The sequence below is a fragment of the Caulobacter sp. 73W genome, assembly GCF_041021955.1.
In the GTDB taxonomy this organism is placed as follows: domain Bacteria; phylum Pseudomonadota; class Alphaproteobacteria; order Caulobacterales; family Caulobacteraceae; genus Caulobacter.
On record NZ_CP158375.1, the window covers coordinates 1,832,474 to 1,851,480 of the forward strand.

At 65.4% G+C, this 19,007-nt stretch carries 13 protein-coding genes; 8 read left to right on the top strand and 5 right to left on the bottom strand.

From position 1 onward, the window contains the following. Positions 1-13: 13 nt before the first annotated feature. Positions 14-1,057 (bottom strand): family 43 glycosylhydrolase, encoded by a 1,044-nt coding sequence (locus tag ABOZ73_RS08610; RefSeq protein WP_369062334.1) that lies wholly within the window; start codon positions 1,055-1,057, stop codon positions 14-16. Positions 1,058-1,164: 107 nt separating this feature from the next. Here ABOZ73_RS08610 and ABOZ73_RS08615 point away from each other — a divergent pair, with 107 nt between their 5' ends. Further along, a complete protein-coding gene (locus ABOZ73_RS08615) occupies positions 1,165-2,268 on the top strand; it encodes a family 43 glycosylhydrolase (protein WP_369062335.1) in 1,104 nt (367 codons plus the stop codon). A gap of 149 nt (positions 2,269-2,417) precedes the next feature. Here ABOZ73_RS08615 and ABOZ73_RS08620 read toward each other — a convergent pair whose 3' ends face one another. Next, positions 2,418-5,132, bottom strand: coding sequence for a TonB-dependent receptor (locus tag ABOZ73_RS08620; RefSeq protein WP_369062336.1), 2,715 nt, complete (start codon positions 5,130-5,132; stop codon positions 2,418-2,420). A gap of 260 nt (positions 5,133-5,392) precedes the next feature. Here ABOZ73_RS08620 and ABOZ73_RS08625 point away from each other — a divergent pair, with 260 nt between their 5' ends. The 5 genes from ABOZ73_RS08625 (at position 5,393) to ABOZ73_RS08645 (ending at position 11,087) form a co-directional block, all read left to right on the top strand. After that, positions 5,393-6,472 carry an SGNH/GDSL hydrolase family protein gene (locus ABOZ73_RS08625; RefSeq protein ID WP_369062337.1) on the top strand — a complete coding sequence of 360 codons (1,080 nt, stop codon included), beginning with the start codon at positions 5,393-5,395 and terminating at the stop codon, positions 6,470-6,472. Further along, on the top strand, positions 6,441-7,277 hold the full coding sequence (locus tag ABOZ73_RS08630; protein WP_369062338.1) for a FadR/GntR family transcriptional regulator: 837 nt from the start codon (positions 6,441-6,443) through the stop codon (positions 7,275-7,277). Before ABOZ73_RS08625 ends, ABOZ73_RS08630 begins: the two co-directional genes overlap by 32 nt. Before the next feature lie 151 nt (positions 7,278-7,428). Then, a complete protein-coding gene (locus ABOZ73_RS08635; protein WP_369062339.1) occupies positions 7,429-8,817 on the top strand; it encodes a glycoside hydrolase family 32 protein in 1,389 nt (462 codons plus the stop codon). Positions 8,818-9,668: 851 nt separating this feature from the next. Then, the gene (locus ABOZ73_RS08640; RefSeq protein WP_369062340.1) at positions 9,669-10,688 is read left to right on the top strand and encodes an Ldh family oxidoreductase; all 1,020 of its coding nucleotides are present in this window, start codon (positions 9,669-9,671) and stop codon (positions 10,686-10,688) included. Positions 10,689-10,784: 96 nt separating this feature from the next. Then, entirely contained in the window at positions 10,785-11,087 is a 303-nt protein-coding gene (locus ABOZ73_RS08645; RefSeq protein ID WP_369062341.1) for a hypothetical protein, read from the top strand. An 8-nt stretch (positions 11,088-11,095) separates the two neighbouring features. On the opposite strand, the gene ABOZ73_RS08650 is transcribed toward ABOZ73_RS08645, so the two are convergent. Both ABOZ73_RS08650 and ABOZ73_RS08655 read right to left on the bottom strand, forming a co-directional pair. Continuing rightward, on the bottom strand, positions 11,096-12,613 hold the full coding sequence (locus ABOZ73_RS08650; RefSeq protein ID WP_369062342.1) for an amidohydrolase family protein: 1,518 nt from the start codon (positions 12,611-12,613) through the stop codon (positions 11,096-11,098). A gap of 203 nt (positions 12,614-12,816) precedes the next feature. Continuing rightward, positions 12,817-13,020: a hypothetical protein gene (locus tag ABOZ73_RS08655; protein ID WP_369062343.1), complete on the bottom strand. Its 204-nt coding sequence runs from the start codon at positions 13,018-13,020 to the stop codon at positions 12,817-12,819. A 193-nt stretch (positions 13,021-13,213) separates the two neighbouring features. Between ABOZ73_RS08655 and ABOZ73_RS08660 the strand changes: the two genes are divergently transcribed. Beyond that, on the top strand, positions 13,214-16,567 hold the full coding sequence (locus ABOZ73_RS08660; RefSeq protein ID WP_369062344.1) for a DEAD/DEAH box helicase: 3,354 nt from the start codon (positions 13,214-13,216) through the stop codon (positions 16,565-16,567). Between the two features lie 86 nt (positions 16,568-16,653). Then, positions 16,654-17,004, top strand: coding sequence for a helix-turn-helix domain-containing protein (locus ABOZ73_RS08665; protein ID WP_369062345.1), 351 nt, complete (start codon positions 16,654-16,656; stop codon positions 17,002-17,004). A 446-nt stretch (positions 17,005-17,450) separates the two neighbouring features. Here ABOZ73_RS08665 and ABOZ73_RS08670 read toward each other — a convergent pair whose 3' ends face one another. Next, positions 17,451-18,941, bottom strand: coding sequence for a serine hydrolase domain-containing protein (locus tag ABOZ73_RS08670; protein ID WP_369062346.1), 1,491 nt, complete (start codon positions 18,939-18,941; stop codon positions 17,451-17,453). Positions 18,942-19,007: the final 66 nt, after the last annotated feature.

A 19,007-nucleotide genomic window follows, 5' to 3' on the forward strand; every position in this document is an offset into this window, starting at 1 on the left:
GCCGGCCCGGGCGCTATTTCAGGTACGGGCCGGTCTTGCCCCAGCCGATCTCGGTGGCGGCCAGCGTCCAGGTCTTCCCGCGGTCCGGGTTGCCCTGGAAGAACAGCAGGGTGCGGCCGCGGTACTCGAAGATGCAGGGGTGGCCGGACTCGGAGTCGTTCCAGCTTCCGGGCGGTCCGTCGGCCAGCAGCGGCCGGTCGGAAACGCGCTTCCAGTTCACGCCGTCGGTGCTGACAGCGACGCCCACCTGCTGCGGCTCGTTATTGTAGCCGCCTGCGTAGAACATATAGAGCTTGTCGCCGCGCCGGATGATGCTCGGCGCCTCGATGCACTTTCGCTCCCAGTCGAGCTGCGGCTCCAGCGCCGGGCCGTCCTTGCTGAGATTGGTGAAGTCGCCGGCGGTGAACTTGGAGTTCAGCGGCGCTGCCGCCACGCCGATCTTCTGGACCTTCATCTCCGGATCGCGCGTGGCGTAGTAGAGCAGCAGCCGGTCGCCATGGACGAACGCCTCGGCGTCGATCGCCCGGCCGGCGCTCCATGCCGCATCGGTCGGCCTGAACACCGGATTGCCCGGATCACGGTCGAAGGTCAGCCCATCGCCGGACACCGCGTGACAGATCGCATCGCGCCGGCCGTTGCCATAGGTCTGGTAGAACAGGTGGACCTTGCCGCCGATGACGATGGCGCCAGGGGCGGCGATGCCGTTGCGCTCGACCTCCTGGACCGGGAGCACCTCGCCGACCTTGGACCATTTGCGCAGGTCGCGGCTCTGAGCGATGCCGATGGCCCAGCCGGTCGGGAAGCCGTCTGCGCCCTGCTTGTTATCGCGGGCCGGCGGGATCGAATAGTACATCAGGAACCGCCCGCCGAAGCGGACCACCGAGGGGTCCTTGGCGTAGGGCTGGCCGATCCGGCTGGTGTCGGAATACTTGGTGAAGAGCTTGGCTTCCTTGGGCGCCGGCGCCCGCGCCAGAGAGACCCTGGGCGCCGCCAACAGGCCAGCGGCGAGCGCGCCTCCGACCAAAGCCCTGCGCTGCAAGCCTTTTGCGCTTCCCATGCGATCCTCCTTGTCTCGTTATCCTCACTCTAATAACATTTATCATACCAATCTAGCCGCAATCGTAGCAACGCCTGCCGGGCGGCTGAAAAATGAGGGGAAACGAAATGGCGCTCAGACACGCCTTGCTCAGCGGCCTCGCCGCCGTCGCCTTGCTGGGAAGCGCCGCCATGGCGCAGGCGCCCGCCCAGAACATGGCGCAAACGTCAGCGCAGAAGGGTCCCGTGGAGACGCCGCCCGGCGCCCCGGTGATCCCCTATGTCGATCCGGCCAAGGCCTATCTGCTCGCTCACATGACCAGCGAGAAGTATGGCGTGATGTACTACTCCGTCAGCGTCGACGGCCTTCATTGGCGCCGGCTGAACGGCGGCAAGCCGACGATCTCGCCCGACGCCTATCACGGCCACCCGTCCATCGCGCGCATGCCGGACGGGCTCTACATTCTGGTGGGCAACAACAGCGACAGCGACCGCCTGATCCGCTTCTGGAGCTCCAGGGATCTCATCACCTGGACCCCCTACGGCACCTATGAGCCCGACCTGTCGCAGGTCGTCGGCCATCCCAATCCCCTGCCGCTTCTGGGCGCGCCCAAGCTGTTCTACGACAAGCCGTCCGGCAAGTTCCTGCTGACCTGGCACACGCCGAACGTGCCGCATGTGGTTGAGGACCCAGAGCGCCTGTGGGCGAGCCAGCGCACCCTCTACGTGCTGTCGAGCGACCTGAAGACCTTCGAGGGACCGCCCAAGCTGCTGTTCGATTGGGACATCGCCACGATCGACACCTTCATCACACCCGGCGACAAGGGCGAAGGCTATTGCGCGGTCGTCAAGGACGAGCGCTACCCCTCCTACAACTGGACCAGCGGCAAGACGGTGCGCGTCAGCTGCGCGCCATCCTTGCTCGGCCCCTATCCGATGCCTGGACCGCCGATCAGCCCCAACTTCCGCGAAGCGCCGACCCTGATCCGCTCGCCCAGCGGCAAGGACTGGCTGATGTACTACGAGCAGTACGCTGGCCAGAGCTACGGGGTCTCCAAGGCCCCCAGGCTGCAGGGGCCCTGGTATCAGCTGCAGGGCAACAGCGGCGTGGAGCGGTGGAACCGCTTCCACATGCCGGCCGGCACCCGCCACGGCTCGATGATCGAGATCACCCGCAAGGAGTACGACGCCATCGTCGCCGCCTTCCCCGAAGGCCCCGCCGCGGCGAAGTAGGCACCCGCAAGGACCGCACATCAAGGGGAGGGCGACCCGGTCGCCCTCCCCTTTCGTTTGAGCCGCAGTCGTCCCAGTCCCGCACAAACAAAGAGGGCCGCACGGCATGCCGTGCGGCCCAGTTGCGCCTGTCGCAGGGTAGGCGAAGATCAGTAACGGAAGCGCAGTCCCATGCGGTAAACCGACTCCAGGTAGCGCACCTGCCAAGGGTAGCTATCGCCCTGCACGTTGAACTGGCGGGCGTTGCGAGCCGGATTGCCCAGGGCGTTGGCGACGTTGAAGAACACGCTGACCTGCGGGGTCGGGTTGAACGACCCCGAAAGGTCGACCACGCCACGGCCCTCTTCGCGCATGGGCAGAGTGGGCTGGGTTCCTGTCACGGCCGGGTCGGTCACCGCGGCATAGGTCTGGAACCACGAACGATAGTTGTAGGAGGCGCGCAGCGAGACCTTCTTGTCCTCGTAGAACACCGAGGCGTTGGCCAGGTGCTTGGAGGTGTTGGTGATCGGCTGCTGCCCCGGCAGCGTCGCAGCGACGGCCTGGGAGAGTTCCGAGCCGTGGTCCAGATAGGTGTAGTTGCCAAGCACGCCCAGATTGTTGGTCCAGCTGGGCAGGAAGTCGGTGCGCAGGAAGGTGCGGAAGCCGACCTCCACGCCCTGGATCCGGCCCTTCTGGCCGTTCTCCGGGCTGTTGATGTTCAAAGGTCCAAGCTCGGGATCGTTGATGATTCGCGTGCGGTTGTTGATGAAGCCATCCACATCGCGGCGGAACACCTGGATTGTGGCGGAGCCGGAACGCGAGAAATAGTACTCCAGCGAAGCATCGTAGTTGTTGGACTCGATGGGCTGCAGGTCCGGGTTGCCGCCGGTGGCGGTCCTGAAGCAGGTCGCCGGGTTGCTCGGATCGGTGCAGTTGGTCGTGGCGCCGATGGTCAAGGTTGGATTGAGCTGCCCAAAGCTGGGTCGGGTGCGCGTCTTAGTGAAGCTCAGACGCGCCTGCAGTTCCGGCGTCAGCTTGAAGCGGGCGCTGACGTTGGGCAGGAAGTCGTCGTACTCGTTAGAGCGCGAATAAGGCGTGGGCGTCGTCGTGCCCACGGTCACGGTGCCATCCAGGCTCGTCTTGGTGCGCACTGCGCGAAGGCCGATCTGGCCGTCCACGGGCACTGAACCGAGGTCGAACCCGTAGTGGACCTGCGCATAGGCTGCGTAGGATTCTTCATTGGAGGTGTACTGCGGGACCCGGAGCGGCATGCCCGTGGCGCGGCCCGACAGCGTGCGGATCAGGTCCATATACTGGATGACGCTCTCACGCGTGGCCGACAGCCAAGTGGTGGGATGGTTGCTGTCGTCGCCCTTGAAGCCCGCCGGGACATTGCGGAACTCCAGCGGCAGGTTGGCAAATTGCAGGGCCGCCAACTGCGCCGGCGTGCCCGCCGGGGCGTTGATATTGCCGGTGTTGTAGTTTTCGACTTCCGCGTCACGGTCGCTGTAGCGAACGCCGACCTGCAGCATGTCGAAAATCGAAAGCTCGAGCGGGATGTCGGCGTCGAGCCTCCCTTGCAGGCTCGTGCCGTGGGCCTGGCTGCCGTTCTCGGCGTATCCCGTCATCCGCCATGCCTCGCGGTCGAGGAGATTGATCCCGAGAACCTGGGCGCTACCGCCTCCGCCGCCGTCCTGATCGTCAAAGTTGAAGATCCGGGTGCCGGTCTGGTTGGTCTGGGTGTTCATCTGGAAATTGGTCGAGGTGAAGGTGCTGTCGGTGTAGGCGACATCCCCCTTGATCCTCGCCTGCCCCGCCTTCCAGATGAAGCCGCCGCCGCCCTGGTAGGTGTTGGTCCCCGACCATTGGCCGACCTGATAGGCGCCGACCGGATTGCCGCCCGTGGCGGTCATCTCGCAGATCAGCGTGCTGCTGCCCTCACAATAGGTCACGTCGGAGATCGTCGCCGCGGAGCCCGCCTGGACTTGCAGCGCCCGTGAGCGGCCGCGGCCGCGGAAGCCCTGATAGAGAAAGTCGCCGTAGAGCTCGAGCGCTTCGTTCGGGCGCCACTGGACGGCGGCCTGCCCGGCGGGACGCCAACGGGTCGCGCTGGGATACTCGAATGTGACGACGGCCGGATAACGCGCCCCCGGGAAGGTCGCCGTGGCTGGCCGCAACTGGATCGTCTGGTTGTTGACCCGCCCCGGATCGGCGAAGTTGTTGTCGGTGTAGAAGCCTTCGACGAGCACGCCGATCTCGCCGATCGACGTATCCCAGCGGTTGCTCAGCAGCAGGTTGGCGTCAAAGCCGGTGCGGTCCGATTGGCGCCAATGCAGCCCGGTCACGCCGCCGGCCACCCGGGCGCCCTTGAAGTCGAAGGGCTTGCGTGAGCGCACATCGATCAGACCTGCGATGCCGCCTTCAATGAGGTTCGCCGCACCGGTCTTATAGACGTCGAAGCGAGCGATGGTGCCGGACGGGAAGTCCTGAAGGGCGACCGACCGGCCTTCCGCTGTGAAGATCTCGCGACCGTTATAGGTGGTGGTCAGATCAGGCAGGCCGCGCACGCGCACGCTCGCCGCCTCGCCGCCTGAGCGCTCCACCGACACGCCAGGCACGCGGGCCAGGGACTCGGCGCCCGTGACATCCGGCAGTTTGCCAATGTCTTCGGCGACGATCGAATCGATCATCTCGTCGGAGTTTTGCTTGATCGCCTGGCTTGTTTCCAAACTGGCGCGAAAACCCTGGACGACGATCTCTTCGACGGCCTGCGGCTCGTCTTGGGCGGCCGCCGAGGCCGATGCGCTCTGCGCCGACGCCATCTGGGGCGCCATCAGCAGGGCCAATCCCGAGGCGCCGATGAGCAGGTAAGACTTCAAAATCACGCTGTTTCTCCCCCGTTTCTGCAAGGGTGCGTCCAGCAAACCCTGCTTTCTTATGAAGCCTATTTATCATATTTAAATGGCCTGACAAGTTTGATATTGGTCGGGCGAGTTCGAAGCCTGGGAGGGACGTTTTGAGAGCATCGAGGAACCCCGCCTTGGGCCTCATTATTAGGACTGCGTGCTCTGCCCTGCTCCTAGGAACCGCCGCAGCCGCGCCGACGCCGACGCCGACCGTATGGACGCCCGCGTGGACAGCCAGCATGTGGGCCGCCGCCGGACGAGGGCAGGTCCTCGTGGAGAACGCGACGATCCGCTTCACAGTCCGCATCGCAGCGAGCGGCGACAGTTTGCGGCTCCGGCTCTCGAATGAGTTTGGGCTGCCCCTCAAGATCGGCGCGGCAAGCGTGCGCATCGCTGATGGCCCGTCGGTTCCGGTGACATTCAACGGCGCACCAACGAGCGTCCTCCCGCTCGAGGGCGGCGGAGTCAGTGACGCCGTCCCTCTAGCGGTGCGGGCCTTTGACCTTGTCGAGGTATCTTTGTTCCTCCCAGAACGAACCGCCCTAAATACGGTCCATGGAGCCGGCGGCGCAAAGACGGCGATCTCGGCTCCCGGCGATTTCACGGCCACGCCGTTCGAGCCAGTCGCTCGCTCTGACAATCGCCCGCTGCTCGCCTCTGTCGAGGTGGCCGGACCGGCCCGCCCTGTTGTCGTCGCTTACGGCAACTCGATCACCGACAATACCGGCTGCGCCAACGATGCGACGCCGATCTGCCGATGGGGCGACCTATTGGGCCGCAGACTGGCCGCGGCGGGCAAACCGCACGTGGTCGTGACCCAAGCGATCAGCGGCAACCGCCTGCTGGCCGGCGGATCTGGCCCGACCGCCATTGATCGGTTCACGCGCGATGTCCTCAGCCAGACTGGGGTCAGCCACGTGATCGTGCTCGAAGGCATAAACGACATCGGCCAATCGGGCCGCGTGCGCCCAGACGGCTCCAAAGGACCGGTCACCACAGCCGAGCAGCTCATCTCCGGCTACGAACAACTGATCGCCCGTGCGCACGAGCGTGGCGTGAAGGTCATGGCTCTAACCATCCTGCCATTTGAAGGCGCCAACTACTACACGGCGGCCGGCGAGGCGCTGCGGATGCAGGTCAACGACTGGATCCGAACCTCAGGCTCCTTCGACGGCGTCTTCGACATGGAGAAGGTCATGGCCGACCCGACCAACCCAAAGCGCCTCAACCCGGCCTTGCAGCGGGGTGACAACCTCCACCCTGATGGAGTCGGCGAGGCGGTGATGGGTGAAGCGATCCCGCTGGACTGGTTCAACTGATGCCAAGAGGGGTCTCATGAAGACGTCCGCGCGCAACGAAGGCCCGCCGACCGCGCCCCGGACCGGCGCCAAGCTCTATCAGCAGATCGCCTCTCAGATCGCAAAGGCGATCGCTGAAGGCCGCTATGGTCCCGGCTCACGTCTGCCGGCCGAGCGCGATCTGGCCGATGAGTTCGGAGTCAGTCGGCCGACGATCCGAGAAGCGATGATCGCGCTGGAGATCCGCGGCTTGGTTGGCGCACGGCAAGGTTCGGGAATCTACGTGAACGCAGCCGGCGCCGAGCCTCCTCAGGCCGGCCCGGATCTAGACGTCGGGGCGTTCGAACTCATGGAGGCCAGGATTCTGTTCGAGGGCGAAGCTGCGGCGCTCGCGGCCCAGTCGATAGACCCATCTCAGCTTTCCGAGCTCTACACGATGGTCGAGCAGATGGAGCGCTCGGATAGGACCTCTGAGGCCTTTGACGCGGACCGCCGCTTTCATCTGGCCATCGCGCGGGCCACGGCGAACTCGCTGATCGTCTCTACAGTAGAGATGCTGTGGAATGTGCGCGAAGGCTCGCCGCTTTGCGCTCACATGTTCGCCCAAGCCCATAGCGGCGGCGTCGCGCCAAGGGCGAGCGAGCACCGCGCCATCGTCGAGGCTTTGGCGTCGCGCCAGCCGCACCGAGCGCGCGAGGCCATGCGGGGCCATCTAAAGCGCGTCGTTGATGATCTGCTGGAGGTCACCCGATTGGACATGATCCGCAAGGCTCAAGCTGACTTCACCAGTCACCGTGAACAACTTCAGGCCCGCATGGCGCTCTAGCAGCGTTCGACCCTTCCGACACGATATGGACCTTCACATGGGCCGCGCATTGCTCTTGTTGTCGATCTTGCTGTGGTGCCAGCCCGCTGCTGCGCAATGGCCGCTCGCCGACCCTCGCCCAAGAATCCATTTTGCGCCGGAGCGCAATTGGATGAACGACCCCAACGGCCTGGTCTTCTACGACGGCGAGTATCATCTGTTTTACCAGTACAATCCCCATGGCGACCGCTGGGGGCATATGAGCTGGGGACACGCCGTCAGCGCCGACCTGATCAGCTGGCGTCACCTGCCTATCGCCATTCCTGAGACCGAAGTCATGGCCTTCTCAGGCAGCGCCGTGATCGACTGGAAGAACACCTCGGGCTTCGGACGCGACGGGGCGCCGGCGATGGTGGCGATCTATACGGGCCACGATCCGAAGACCGGCAACCAGTCTCAATTCGTGGCTTACAGCAACGATCGCGGCCGTACGTTCACCCGACATGGCAAGGTGATCGATATCGGCTCGACCGATTTTCGCGACCCCAAGGTCTTCTGGCACGAAGGCACGATGCGCTGGGTGATGGCGGTGACGAAGGCCGTGGAGAAGAAGGTGGCCTTCTATTCATCGCCCGACCTGAAAACCTGGAAACACGAAAGCGATTTTGGCCCGACCCCATCCGCCAAGAGCCACAACTGGGAATGCCCCGATCTCTTTGAGCTGCCAGTGGAGAACGGCAAGCCTGGTGAGCGCAGATGGGTGCTGGCGGTCAGCCAGGGCAGCGGCGCCCAGGATGGCGGATCCGGCGGCCAGTATTTCGTCGGCGCCTTTGACGGCCGCAAGTTCACCCTGGAGCCGGGGTGGAACGACGCGCCTCACTGGCAGGACTTAGGGGCGGATTTCTATGCCAGCCAGTCGTGGAGCGACGTCCCTGATGGGCGCCGCATCTGGATCGCCTGGGCCACCGATCTTCGCTACTCGCGGGCCATGCCCACCTATCCTGCACGGGGGCTGATGACCTTGCCGAGAACCGTCACGCTGCGCCGTGAAGGCGCCGACTGGCGCCTGGCTCAAGCACCGGTTGGCGAGTTGGAGCGCCGCCGCGGCAAACCCACCCGACTTCGCAATGTCGCACTGTCCGACCGTCCGCGAGAGATACGCTTGGGCGACAGTGTGGACATGATCCTTACCTTCGACCCCGGCAAGAGCTCTGAGGTAGCGGTCAGCCTGACCGACGAGCAGGGCTACGCCCTAGTAGTTGGCTATACCCCGCAGACTCGCGAGGTTTGGGTTGATCGAACGCGTGCAGGGCCGCATTTCCACGACAGCTTTGCTGATCGCAACCTCGCAACGGTCCCAAGCAGCGACGATCCCATAACGCTTCGGCTTGTGGTGGATCGCTCGATAGTCGAGGTGTTCGCCGCTGACGGGACCCGGACGCTCACGAGTCGCTTCTTCAGGGGTGAAGGCAAATTGAGATGGACGCTTAGCGCTCGGGGCGAGGGTGCGATAGTCCAGTCGCTTGACGCTTGGCCGGTCGAACCGACGGCTCCGTTTTGATATCAGGCTCGAGACGTTGTCCAGCCCGCGGCCCCGGAAGAGGTCTATGGGGTCCTCAAAAAAGGCGTCGCAGTTCTATGCCAAGCCCAGAGCACGCAAGAAACTTGGCACGGATCGGCGAGGCGTTCGCCCGCTGCGGTCAGACCCCCAAAAGCGGCGGCCGAGACAAGGTCCCGCCTCCGCGAGACTAAGCGCTCGGCGCAAACTTATCGCGCTTGCGGCTCTGGTTGAATGCGGTCACCAAGCTCAACGCCCGGCGCCTCAAAGACCTTATGCCAATTCGCCTCGCGCGGGGGGCCTGCCCGCCGATCAGGCTCGCTCGACAGATCGCCCTCCACACCCTTGGATGTGAGCGGCGGACGATCAACGGCGTCAGGCGTCACGCTCAAGCGTGAACTCCGGCATCCACGGCGTTGACGTAGTCTAGGACCTCATCGACCCGTCCGTTACGAGCCAGTTGCGCCGCCGTTTGACCCGAAAAGCCCGGGAGCGCCTGTTTCGAGCACCAAGCGTGTGCCAGCGCGGCGGATTCAAATCGAGGCTCTACCGCAATAAGCACTTCCCGAGCGTCTTGCTTCGGCATTTGGCCTCCAAAGCGATTGCGGCGACCCGCCCGCGAATGACATTACTCTTTAGGCGCGCGCTAGACACGGTCATCGTTCACGAAAGGCTGTCGGCGGCGCCGCCGAGAATGGCTTCGCCGTTGATGAAGTTCCCCAGCCTCTCTGGCCGACAGGGATTGTGAGCAGAGCGACGGCTCCCGCGCCTGATGCCAGGCCGCAACCATCGCGGCTTGATTTAAACGCCGCCACCCGCTTCAATATCGTATACGATTATCTGGAGTTTGTGGCGTGTTTTCAGACGACGATGTGGTGGTGCTCTCTGTCGACGAGGTCCAGGCGGTCTGCGCCGAGGTCCTGGAGAAGGCGGGCCTGTCGCCTGAAACGGCCGACTGCATCGCCCGCACGATCACCGCCGGGGAGCGCGACGCCTGCGCCTCGCACGGGGTCTATCGCCTGCCCGGCTGCGTGCTGACCATCAACTCGCCGCGTTTCAACAAGCAGGCCAAGCCGACGATCACCAGCGTCACGCCGGCTTTCCTGCGCGCGGACGCCGACTTCGGCTACTCGATTCCCGCCTTCGTGGCGGCGATCCCCCAGCTGGTCGAGAAGGCCAAGGCCATGGGCGTGGCCATTCTGGCGATCAACAACTGCTTCCACTTCTCGGCCCTGTGGCCGGAGATCGAACGGCTCACCGATCATGGCCTCGCCGCCATCGCCGTGACCCCAAGCCACGGCTGGGTCGCCCCGGCGGGCGGCAAGAGCGGCCTGCTCGGCACCAACCCTATCGCGTTTGGCTGGCCGCGCCCCGGCGCGCATCCTTACGTCTTCGACTTCGCCACCAGCGCTGTGGCGCGGGGCGATCTTTCCCTGCACGACATGGCGGGCAAGCCCATCCCGGAAGGCTGGGGCCTCGACTCCGAAGGTCGGCCGACCACCAGCGCGCGTGAAGCCCTCGACGGCGCCATGCTGACCTTCGGCGGCCACAAGGGATCGGCCCTCTCGACCATGATCGAACTGCTCGCCGGCCCGCTGATCGGCGACATGACCAGCACGCAGTCGCTGGAATTCGACGACGAGGCCAAGGCCGCCCCCTGCCACGGCGAACTGATCATCGCCTTCGATCCCAAGCTGCTGGCCGGCGACGCCGCGCAGTCCAGCGTCGACAGCGCCGAAGCCCTGCTGAACGCCTTTGGCGAACAGGGCGCCCGCCTGCCGTCGGAGAGGCGCTACGCCGCCCGGGCCCGGTCGCTGGCGCAAGGCGTACGCATCCCCCGGCCGCTCTACGACCGCATCAGCGAGCTGAGGTGACGAAGGGGGCGGACATCGAAGCCGCTTTACAACAGAACTTAACCATGAGCTCCTTGATGACATAACAAAGACAATCGCTGCTCCGGGGGGAGAGAAATGCGGTCATCCAAGAAGCTCACGCTTGGCGTCGTATTGGCGCTTGGCCTCATGGCGGCGCCCGCCGTCGCGCAATCGCCCGTGGCCTTGAGCGACACGGCGCTTCGCAAGCAGATCATCGCCGACGGGATCGCCGCCTATCCGGCGCCCTGCCCTTGCCCCTACAGCATCGCACCCAATGGCGGACGATGCGGGGCCAAGAGCGCCTATAGCCGAGGCGCTGTGTTCGCCCCCAAATGCTTTGTCGAGGACATCAGCAAGGCGGACCTGATGCAAAAGCGCCAGATCAGCTACCAACGCTAGCATAGTCGCTAGACGAAGGTGATGGTCCGGGCCTGCTGGTGGATGCGCTCCTGGATCGTCCGCAGCCTGGCGTTCATGGCCTTCCAGTCGACGCCGATCATCCGCCCGCCGCTCTTGCGCAGACGGCCCGCCACCCAGACGCTGTCGATGTCTGATCGCGCGGCGTAGTTGACGACCCGGTCGGCCAGGCCGCCCGCCGTCGGGAAGCCCGGCCGGTCGGTTGAAAGCAGGACCAGGTCCGCCCTTTGCCCCACCTTCACCTGGCCTGCGACGCCGCCCAGGTTGATGGCGTCGTAGCCGGCCCGCGTCGCCACATCGAGCAGGTCTGTGGAGGTGTAGTCGGCGACGATGGCCGCGCTCTCCTCGTGCTGCGACATCAGATAGTAGGATGCGCGGATGTGCTCGAAGTAGTCGCTGGTCATGGCCAGGGGCGCATCGATGCCGATGCCGGTGCGCACCCCCGCCTTGCGTCCCCTGGCCATGGCCGGATCGCGCCGGGCCTGGGCGTTTCTGGGGAAGGTCTCGGCCATGCAGGTGGCGCACAGCATGGCGCCGCTCTGCCGCATCAGGCCAAGCTCGTCGTCCGACAGCCCCACCCCGTGCGAGCAGTGGACGTCATCGGCCAGAAGCCCTGCCTCATGCAGGTCGCGGATGCCGAGCCCCCGATGCCCGAACCGCCCCGCCGGATAGGGCGGTATGCGGTTGGCGTGGAAGGTGATCAGGCCGACGCCCAAGCGGCGGCTGGGGATGAACTCCTCGGCCTTGACCCGCTCGATGGGCTGGCCCTGCGAGCCGACGCTGAGCGCCATGCCCAGCTGCAGCAGATCCGATGAGCCGTTGAACACCTCGGCGCGCAGACGACGCATGGCGTCCCAGTGAGAGGCGTCGGTGAAGGCGCCGGCCTGCTTGCTGGCGTGCGCCAGGGGCAGGGTATCCCCGGGGCCGTAGTCGATCGTGTGGCTGACCTGGTGGGCGTACCAGCCGCTCACGCCGGAAGACTTCAGCCCCCGCGCCGCAGCCATGGTGCGGTCGGCCGTGTGCTGGCCATGGGCGTGGTCGATGAGGGCGGTCACTCCGCTGTCGATGGCCTGCAGCCCGCCGTAATAGGCGATGAACTCATGGTCCTCCGCCGTAGCGCAGGGCATCCATTTCATCTTCCAGATCTGGTAGTTGGCTGAGAAGTCGCGATGGTTGGTCTTCACCACGCGCCCTGCTTCCACGCATTGCCAGATGTGACGGTGACCGTCGGCCATGCCGGGCATCAAAATCATCCCCGACGCGTCGACAACGTGGGCGCCTGCAGCCGACAAACCCCTGCCGATAGCGGCGATCTTGCCATGGTCGATCAGCACGTCGACGGTAGACAGCTCACCTTGGGCTGGGTCCATGGTGATTACGTCGGCGCCTTTGATAAGGGTGCGCGCCGCCGCGGAGGCCTGACTCGCCAGCGCACGGCCATGAGCCGCCGCCCCGGCCCCAAGGGCGGTCATGGCACGCAAGAGCTGCTGGCGGGTCAATTGAGCCATAGAGCCATCCTTGGATCGTATGACCAAGCTTCGCCCTAGGGACACCGCGCCGCAAGAGCAGCAACGCCAATCGGCCAAGGCCTTGCTCGGATGACAACGAAGCGGCGTTCGTCTGCACATCCTCAAAGCAGAGGGCGCGCCCTTGGGACCGGAGGTGGCGTTCATCAAGCCGGCCGGTCAATCTGGCCCGTAAAATGTGAAGGTCAGTGCAGCGAGAGGCGGCGAATGCGGTCTGCGGCGTCGCGCATCAGCTGGGCGTATGCGCTGCGTCCCAACGCCAGGCAGATTTCCGAAGCGTCGAGCGCGCGGTGATACACATCCTCCAGAGCCTCGGCCGGGAACGCTTCCACCAGGCGTCGCGCAGCTTCCTCGCTATCGAGCGGCTCAAGATCGGAACTGTTGCTCACGCTATTCTCCCCATTCCCCATCTTTCCTTTCGGTGAGCGCAGGCGCGCATGCAAGCGACGCCATTGCACAAAAGCACTGAGGCTTCCGCGCGGCGGCGACGTCGCCACGCGCCTAAAAAAGAAACCTCCAGCGAGCGATCGCTCTGCAACTGAGGTTCGACCTCCAGGGTTTGCTGGGTGAGGGAGGCCCTTCATGCCCCAGGCCAGAAAGTCCGAGCCGGCTGTCGCCGGTGAAATTCTCACGCCTGGGGCGGCGCCGCCCGAGGTCAAGACGCCCGCATCCGCCCAGCCGCCATGCTCGGCGATCGCGGCTGAACTGTCGGCGCGATCGCGCAAGACCGCAACCCAAGTCCATGTGGCGTCCAGCGAGCGGCGGGCCGAGGAGATCGCAAGAGCTTTGCGCGGCTTTACGCCCCAAGCGCAGGTCCTGGTCCTGCCGCCGTGGGACTGCCTGCCTTACGATCGCGCTTCGCCATCGCGCGACATCATGGGCCGGCGCATGGCGGTATTGGAGATCTTGGCGACGACCACCGCCAAGGACCGTGTCGTCATCGTCTCGCCTGAAGCGCTCATTCAACGGCTGGCGCCCAACAGCGCCCTTGAAGACGCCTTCGTGTTGCTCCGCGTCGGACAGGCGATCGACCGTGCGCAGCTCACCCAGTATTGCCGCCGCGTCGGCTATGTGACGGACGATCGGATCGATGAGCCAGGCGAGGTGGCGATCCTTGGCTCAGTCGTCGATATCTTCCCGGCGGACGCCGCATTGCCGGTGCGGTTGCGCCTGGGCGAGGGCGACGTCATCGAGGAGATCAGTCCCTACGATCCGCTATCACAGCGCACGATCGACACGCTCGCCGACCTTCGCGTGGGTCCCGCGAGCGAATGGATAGAACCGTCGCAGAGCCCGCAAGAAACGAAAGAAGCCGACGCCGGCGAGCCTCGCCCCGCGGGCCGAGAGCATGGCCTGGCCCAGCACTATGGCGCCCTGCAGACGCTCTTCGATCTCATACCCAAAGCCCAATACAGTCTCGATCCGAAAGCGCGACAAAGGCTTGAGGAAGCCGACCGACATGTCTCTGAGGCGTTCGAGGCGCGTCGCGCACTTGCGACGTCGCAGACGGCATCGCCGCCCGAAGGTCTGTATCTTGGCCAAGATGAGCTCGAAGCGGGGTTTGAGCATTGGACAGGCCCGCAGGCTGTGGCCGCCCGGCTGGAGCCGTTGCCGCCGCTTGGCGGACGGCGCAATGCGAGCAAAGCGCTGGGCGCCTTCGTTGTCCAAGCGCGAGAGGCTGGGCGACGGGTGGTTATTGGCGGCCTTGAACACGAGGTGAAGCTCATGGCCCGCGCGCTGCAGCGAGGGCCGGGTCTGATCGCCCGCCCCATCGCCGATTGGGCCCAGGCCCTTGCTGCGGCGCCGGGCGAGCTTATGAGCCTGAATGTCGACGCCGACGCCGGTTTCATCGACGCGCAAGCCGGCCTTGTGCTGATCTGCGCAAGCGACGTCTTTGGTGGACGGCTCGCCGCGCGCCAAGGCGGTTCGGCAAGCGCCCTGGAGCTTGAGCAGGAACTGCAGCTGGGAGATGTGGTCCTGCATGAGGACCATGGCTTGGGTGTGCTGCGCGATGTGAGAACGATCGATGTCGATGGCGCGCCGCGCGACACGGTGCAGCTGGAGTACAAGGGCGGCGACAGTCTGTTGGCGCCGATCGAGGAAATCGGACGCATCTGGCGCTACGGCGCCGAGGCTTCGGCTGTCGCCCTTGATCGGCTTAAAGGCGACGCATGGCCTAAGCGACGCGCCGAGGCGAGCGCACAGATCGACGAGGCCGCCGCCTCCCTGGTGGCCCTGGCCAAGGAGAAGGCCGGCCGCACCTGCGATGCGATCGAGCCCCCCAGGGCGGCGTTCGATCGCTTCGCGAGCCGTTTCCCCTATCCCGTCACCGAAGACCAGGCGCGGGCGATTGATGACGTGCTAGTCGATCTGCGCTCGGGGCGACCCATGGACCGCCTGATCTGCGCCGATGTCGGCTACGGCAAGACAGAGGTGGCCCTTCGCGCGGCCGCGGCTGTCGCCTTGAGCGGCCGACAGGTGATGCTTGCAGCCCCGACAACGGTGCTGGCGCGCCAGCATTTCGAGGTCTTCAAGCGCAGGTTCGCAGATTTCGGCGTGGGCGTCGCACAGCTGTCGAGGCTGGTGTCGCCAGGTCAGGCCAAGGCCGTACGCGAAGGATTGGCCAGCGGCGAGATCAGCGTCGTCATCGGCACCCATGCCCTGGGCGGGGCCGATGTCCGCTTTGACGCTCTTGGTCTGGTCATCATCGACGAAGAACAGAAGTTTGGCGCCGCTTTGAAGGAGCAGCTCCGCGCCCTGGCTGGCGGGGGGCACATCTTGACCCTGACCGCCACGCCCATTCCCAGGACGATGCAAGCGGCGATCGTCGGACTTCAAGCTGTCAGCCTCATCGCCACCCCGCCCGCCAGGCGCCGCCCGGTGCGCACCTTCCTGGCGCCCTTCGACATCGCCAATCTTCGCACCGCGCTCTACCGGGAGCGTCGTCGGGGCGGCCAAAGCTTCATCGTGGCGCCCCGCATCGAGGATCTCGATCCCCTGAGGACCTTGCTCGATCGCCACGCCCCGGACCTGTCGGTGCGTGTGGCGCATGGCGGCATGGCCGCAGAGGCCGTTGACGATGAGATGCTCGCCTTCGCAGACGGCGACGGAGATGTTCTTTTGGCGACCAACATCATCGAAAGCGGGTTGGACGTCCCGCGGGCCAACACAATGGTGATCTGGCGTCCCGACCGGTTTGGCCTGTCGCAACTGCATCAGCTGCGCGGCCGGGTGGGGCGAGGTCGAACGCAAGGGGTCGCCTATCTGCTTACAGACGACCGCGAGCCGATCTCGGATGCGGCTCGCTCGAGGCTGTCAACGCTGGAGGCTTTCGATCGTCTGGGTTCGGGGATCGCGATCAGCGCCCGTGACCTCGACCTAAGGGGCGGCGGCGATCTGGTCGGCGACGACCAGGCCGGCCACATGAAGCTGATCGGCTCCGCCCTATACCAAAAGCTGATGGAACGGGCCGTGCGTCAAGCGCGCGGCGAGGTGATTGAGGACGAGTGGTCGCCGCAGATCCGCCTGGATGGGCCAAGCCTGATCCCCAAGTCCTACTGCCCAGACCCGGTCGTCCGCCTCAACCTCTATGCTCGGTTGGCGCGCCTTGGCGAGATCGCCGACATAGACGCCTTCGAAGAGGAACTTGTCGACCGTCTGGGACCAACGCCCCCCGAGGCGCAACGCTTGCTCCTGACAGCGCGCTTGAGAACTCAGGCGGCGCGCGCGGGGGTCCAGCGGCTGAGCGTTGGACCAAAGGGCGTTCTGCTTGAGTTTAGAGGCAAGCCGCCCAAGGGCGCGGCAAAGGCCATTCGACGTCTACACGCCGATGTCGAAACAAAAGATCAGCGCGTGGTGCTCATCGGCGCCTGGGACGAGCCGCAGATGGCCGCTCTGCTGGACCGGGTGCTGGAGGCGCTCGTCCCCGACGGGTAGGAACTTCGGATCAGCGGCGGCGACGATTAACGCATGATAATGACGCTGCGCGAACGTCGTTCTACTCTTCCGAAAGTGGAGGGGCCATGGACAACTCAGCAATCGGCATCAAGGGTCGCGCCAACGCCTTCGACCGGGCGGTGGGCGAGCGCATCCGACTTCGTCGACGCGAACTGCAGATCGCCCAACCGGAACTTGGTCGGCTCTTGGGCGTGAGTTTCCAGCAGATCCAAAAATACGAGCGCGGGGTGAACCGGCTCGGCGCTTCCAAGCTACGAGACGTCGCGCTGGCGTTGAACACTTCGGTGGCGTCGCTGTTGAACGAGGCCGAGGCGATCGCCACGCCTTATTCCGAGCTCGCCCGGCTGCTGCCTCAGCTTTCAGCCGATGACCAGCAGGTGGTCTTGCAGGTCGTCCGGCGATTGGCGCAGACCTAGTCGTCAGCGCCGTGGTCGGCTCCACGATATTGGGCGACGGCCATTCTCGTGGCGATTTGCGCCAGACGACCCAAACTGAGTAACCCTGTCTTTGCATTCCCGCCGCAGTTGAACGACCGTTCTGGCGGGGGCGTTTTCGATACGGCGCGGGGTGTTTCGACCCCAGTCCGCGCTTCGCGTCGGCTCGCGGACGCCCCCAGCTTCACGCACAACAATCGAGAGCATCGCAATGCAGGCTCAAGCCTCATTGGCGTCCAGCCCAAAGCGGACTGGCAAAAGCCTCTGGGCTTTGCGCTGGCTGTTCTTCTGGCTTCCGCGCCAACGCAAGCCAAGGACCACCTCGGCGCGCAGTCCACGCCTGGGATCAGGACCGTCAGTGTCGGACTGGACACACGATCTGGCCGCGCGCCGACCAGAGGCCGGCACGCAGCACTGATCCACAGCAGCTAGGGCTGAGCCGACGAGAACTCCAGCGCCTGCAGCTCCACCTTCTGCGTCGGGGCGCGCTGCACGCGGCCTGACACCCGACCGTGTTCGCACGTCCAGATGAAGCGGCCCTCCATGGCCGACAGCGGTTGCACCGGCTCCCTGGCTGAACAGGCGCCGACCTCGGCTTTCAGGTCAGCGATCTGGCGCTTCCACCGCGCCGCGTCCTTGTCGAGAAGCAGGTTGTTGGCCAAGGGGGCCCTGGCGATATCGCCAGCCTTCCACACCTCGCGCGCGGCTGCGTAGGCTTCACTGAGCCCAGCGCTGACCGGCACGTCCGTCACTGAGTGCAGCTCGCCAGCTGCGTTCATCGCCACCAGTGCGCGGTAGGCCGGCAGGGCCGGTCCGGCATAGGTGCGACTGGCGAAGGCGAAGACGCCCACGCCCTTGGCCGGCAGCAGCATGACGATTGAGCCGTAGCCGGGGTAGCCGCCGCTGTGGGTGACGATCTGCCCAAGATCGCAATCGTCGATCACGCTCCACCCCATGGCGTAAGCGGCGGCCTGCCGGCAGGGCGCGCCGCCGACCGCGGGCGGACGCATCCGTCCCGACACGAAGTTGTCTCCTGTGACGATCTCGCGGACGGTGGAGCGGCGCACCGGCCCCTGTTCGGCGCCGTCGCGCGCCGGCCAGGCCGACAGCAGGAACGAAACCCAACGGGCGTAGTCGGCGGCGCTGGTCTCCACCCCGCCCATGGCCCCGAAGGTCCCGTCCGTCATGTCGGGCTCGCGCACCCAGGCGTTGTCCTGCCAGCGATAGCCGATCGCCCGCAGATCGGCGCGCGAGGCGAAGATGTCGTAGCCCGCGGTCTTCATCCCCAGCGGCCGCATGATCGTCTCGCGGATGTAGTCCTGGTAGGGCCGACCGGAGACATTGGTGATGATGCGGCCGAGAGTTGCGTAGCCGAGGTTGGAATATTCCATGGCCAGACCCGGCGCGCGCGAGAACGGCACGCCGCCCGACAGGTACTGGGTGAACTCCGGCTCGCTCATCACCTGCTGGCGGTCGCCCCAGGGATTGTCCTCGACGAAGCCGGCGGTGTGGGTCAGCAGATTGCGCACCGTGATCTTTGGGCTGTCGGTCGTCGGATAGCGCCAGGATTTGAGCTCGGGAACATAGAGCTCCGCGGGCGCTTCCAGCGACAGCTTGCCCTCGTCGCGCAGCTTCAAGATGGCCAGGGCGGTGAAGGCCTTGGACATCGAGGCGATGCGAAAGAGGCTGTCGGCGGTCACCGGCGCCTTGCTGTCGATGTCCTGCTGCCCCAGCCCCTTCACATGGACCAGCTTGCCGTCGGCGACCACGCCGTAGACCAGGCCAGGCGCGTGCGCGGACAGACGCCAGTCGGCGAACATCTTGTCGATGGCCGATAGGGTCTGCGCTGACGGCGCAGCGGCTTGGGCGGACGGCGCCAGGATCAGAAACAGACTGGCGAGCGCGGCGCGGAGCTTCATGATGACCTTCCCCAGGTTGAGGCGACAGGGGAGGGCCGAACGCCGCCAATGGCAAGGCCCAGATCA

What these genes read in the sequence shown, in the direction of transcription:
- ABOZ73_RS08610 (WP_369062334.1), bottom strand. Translation starts at nt 1,057, where the DNA reads ATGGGAAGCGCAAAAGGCTTGCAGCGCAGGGCTTTGGTCGGAGGCGCG.
- ABOZ73_RS08615 (WP_369062335.1), top strand. Translation starts at nt 1,165, where the DNA reads ATGGCGCTCAGACACGCCTTGCTCAGCGGCCTCGCCGCCGTCGCCTTG.
- ABOZ73_RS08625 (WP_369062337.1), top strand. Translation starts at nt 5,393, where the DNA reads ATGTGGGCCGCCGCCGGACGAGGGCAGGTCCTCGTGGAGAACGCGACG.
- ABOZ73_RS08635 (WP_369062339.1), top strand. Translation starts at nt 7,429, where the DNA reads ATGAACGACCCCAACGGCCTGGTCTTCTACGACGGCGAGTATCATCTG.
- ABOZ73_RS08645 (WP_369062341.1), top strand. Translation starts at nt 10,785, where the DNA reads ATGCGGTCATCCAAGAAGCTCACGCTTGGCGTCGTATTGGCGCTTGGC.
- ABOZ73_RS08650 (WP_369062342.1), bottom strand. Translation starts at nt 12,613, where the DNA reads ATGGCTCAATTGACCCGCCAGCAGCTCTTGCGTGCCATGACCGCCCTT.
- ABOZ73_RS08660 (WP_369062344.1), top strand. Translation starts at nt 13,214, where the DNA reads ATGCCCCAGGCCAGAAAGTCCGAGCCGGCTGTCGCCGGTGAAATTCTC.
- ABOZ73_RS08665 (WP_369062345.1), top strand. Translation starts at nt 16,654, where the DNA reads ATGGACAACTCAGCAATCGGCATCAAGGGTCGCGCCAACGCCTTCGAC.
- ABOZ73_RS08670 (WP_369062346.1), bottom strand. Translation starts at nt 18,941, where the DNA reads ATGAAGCTCCGCGCCGCGCTCGCCAGTCTGTTTCTGATCCTGGCGCCG.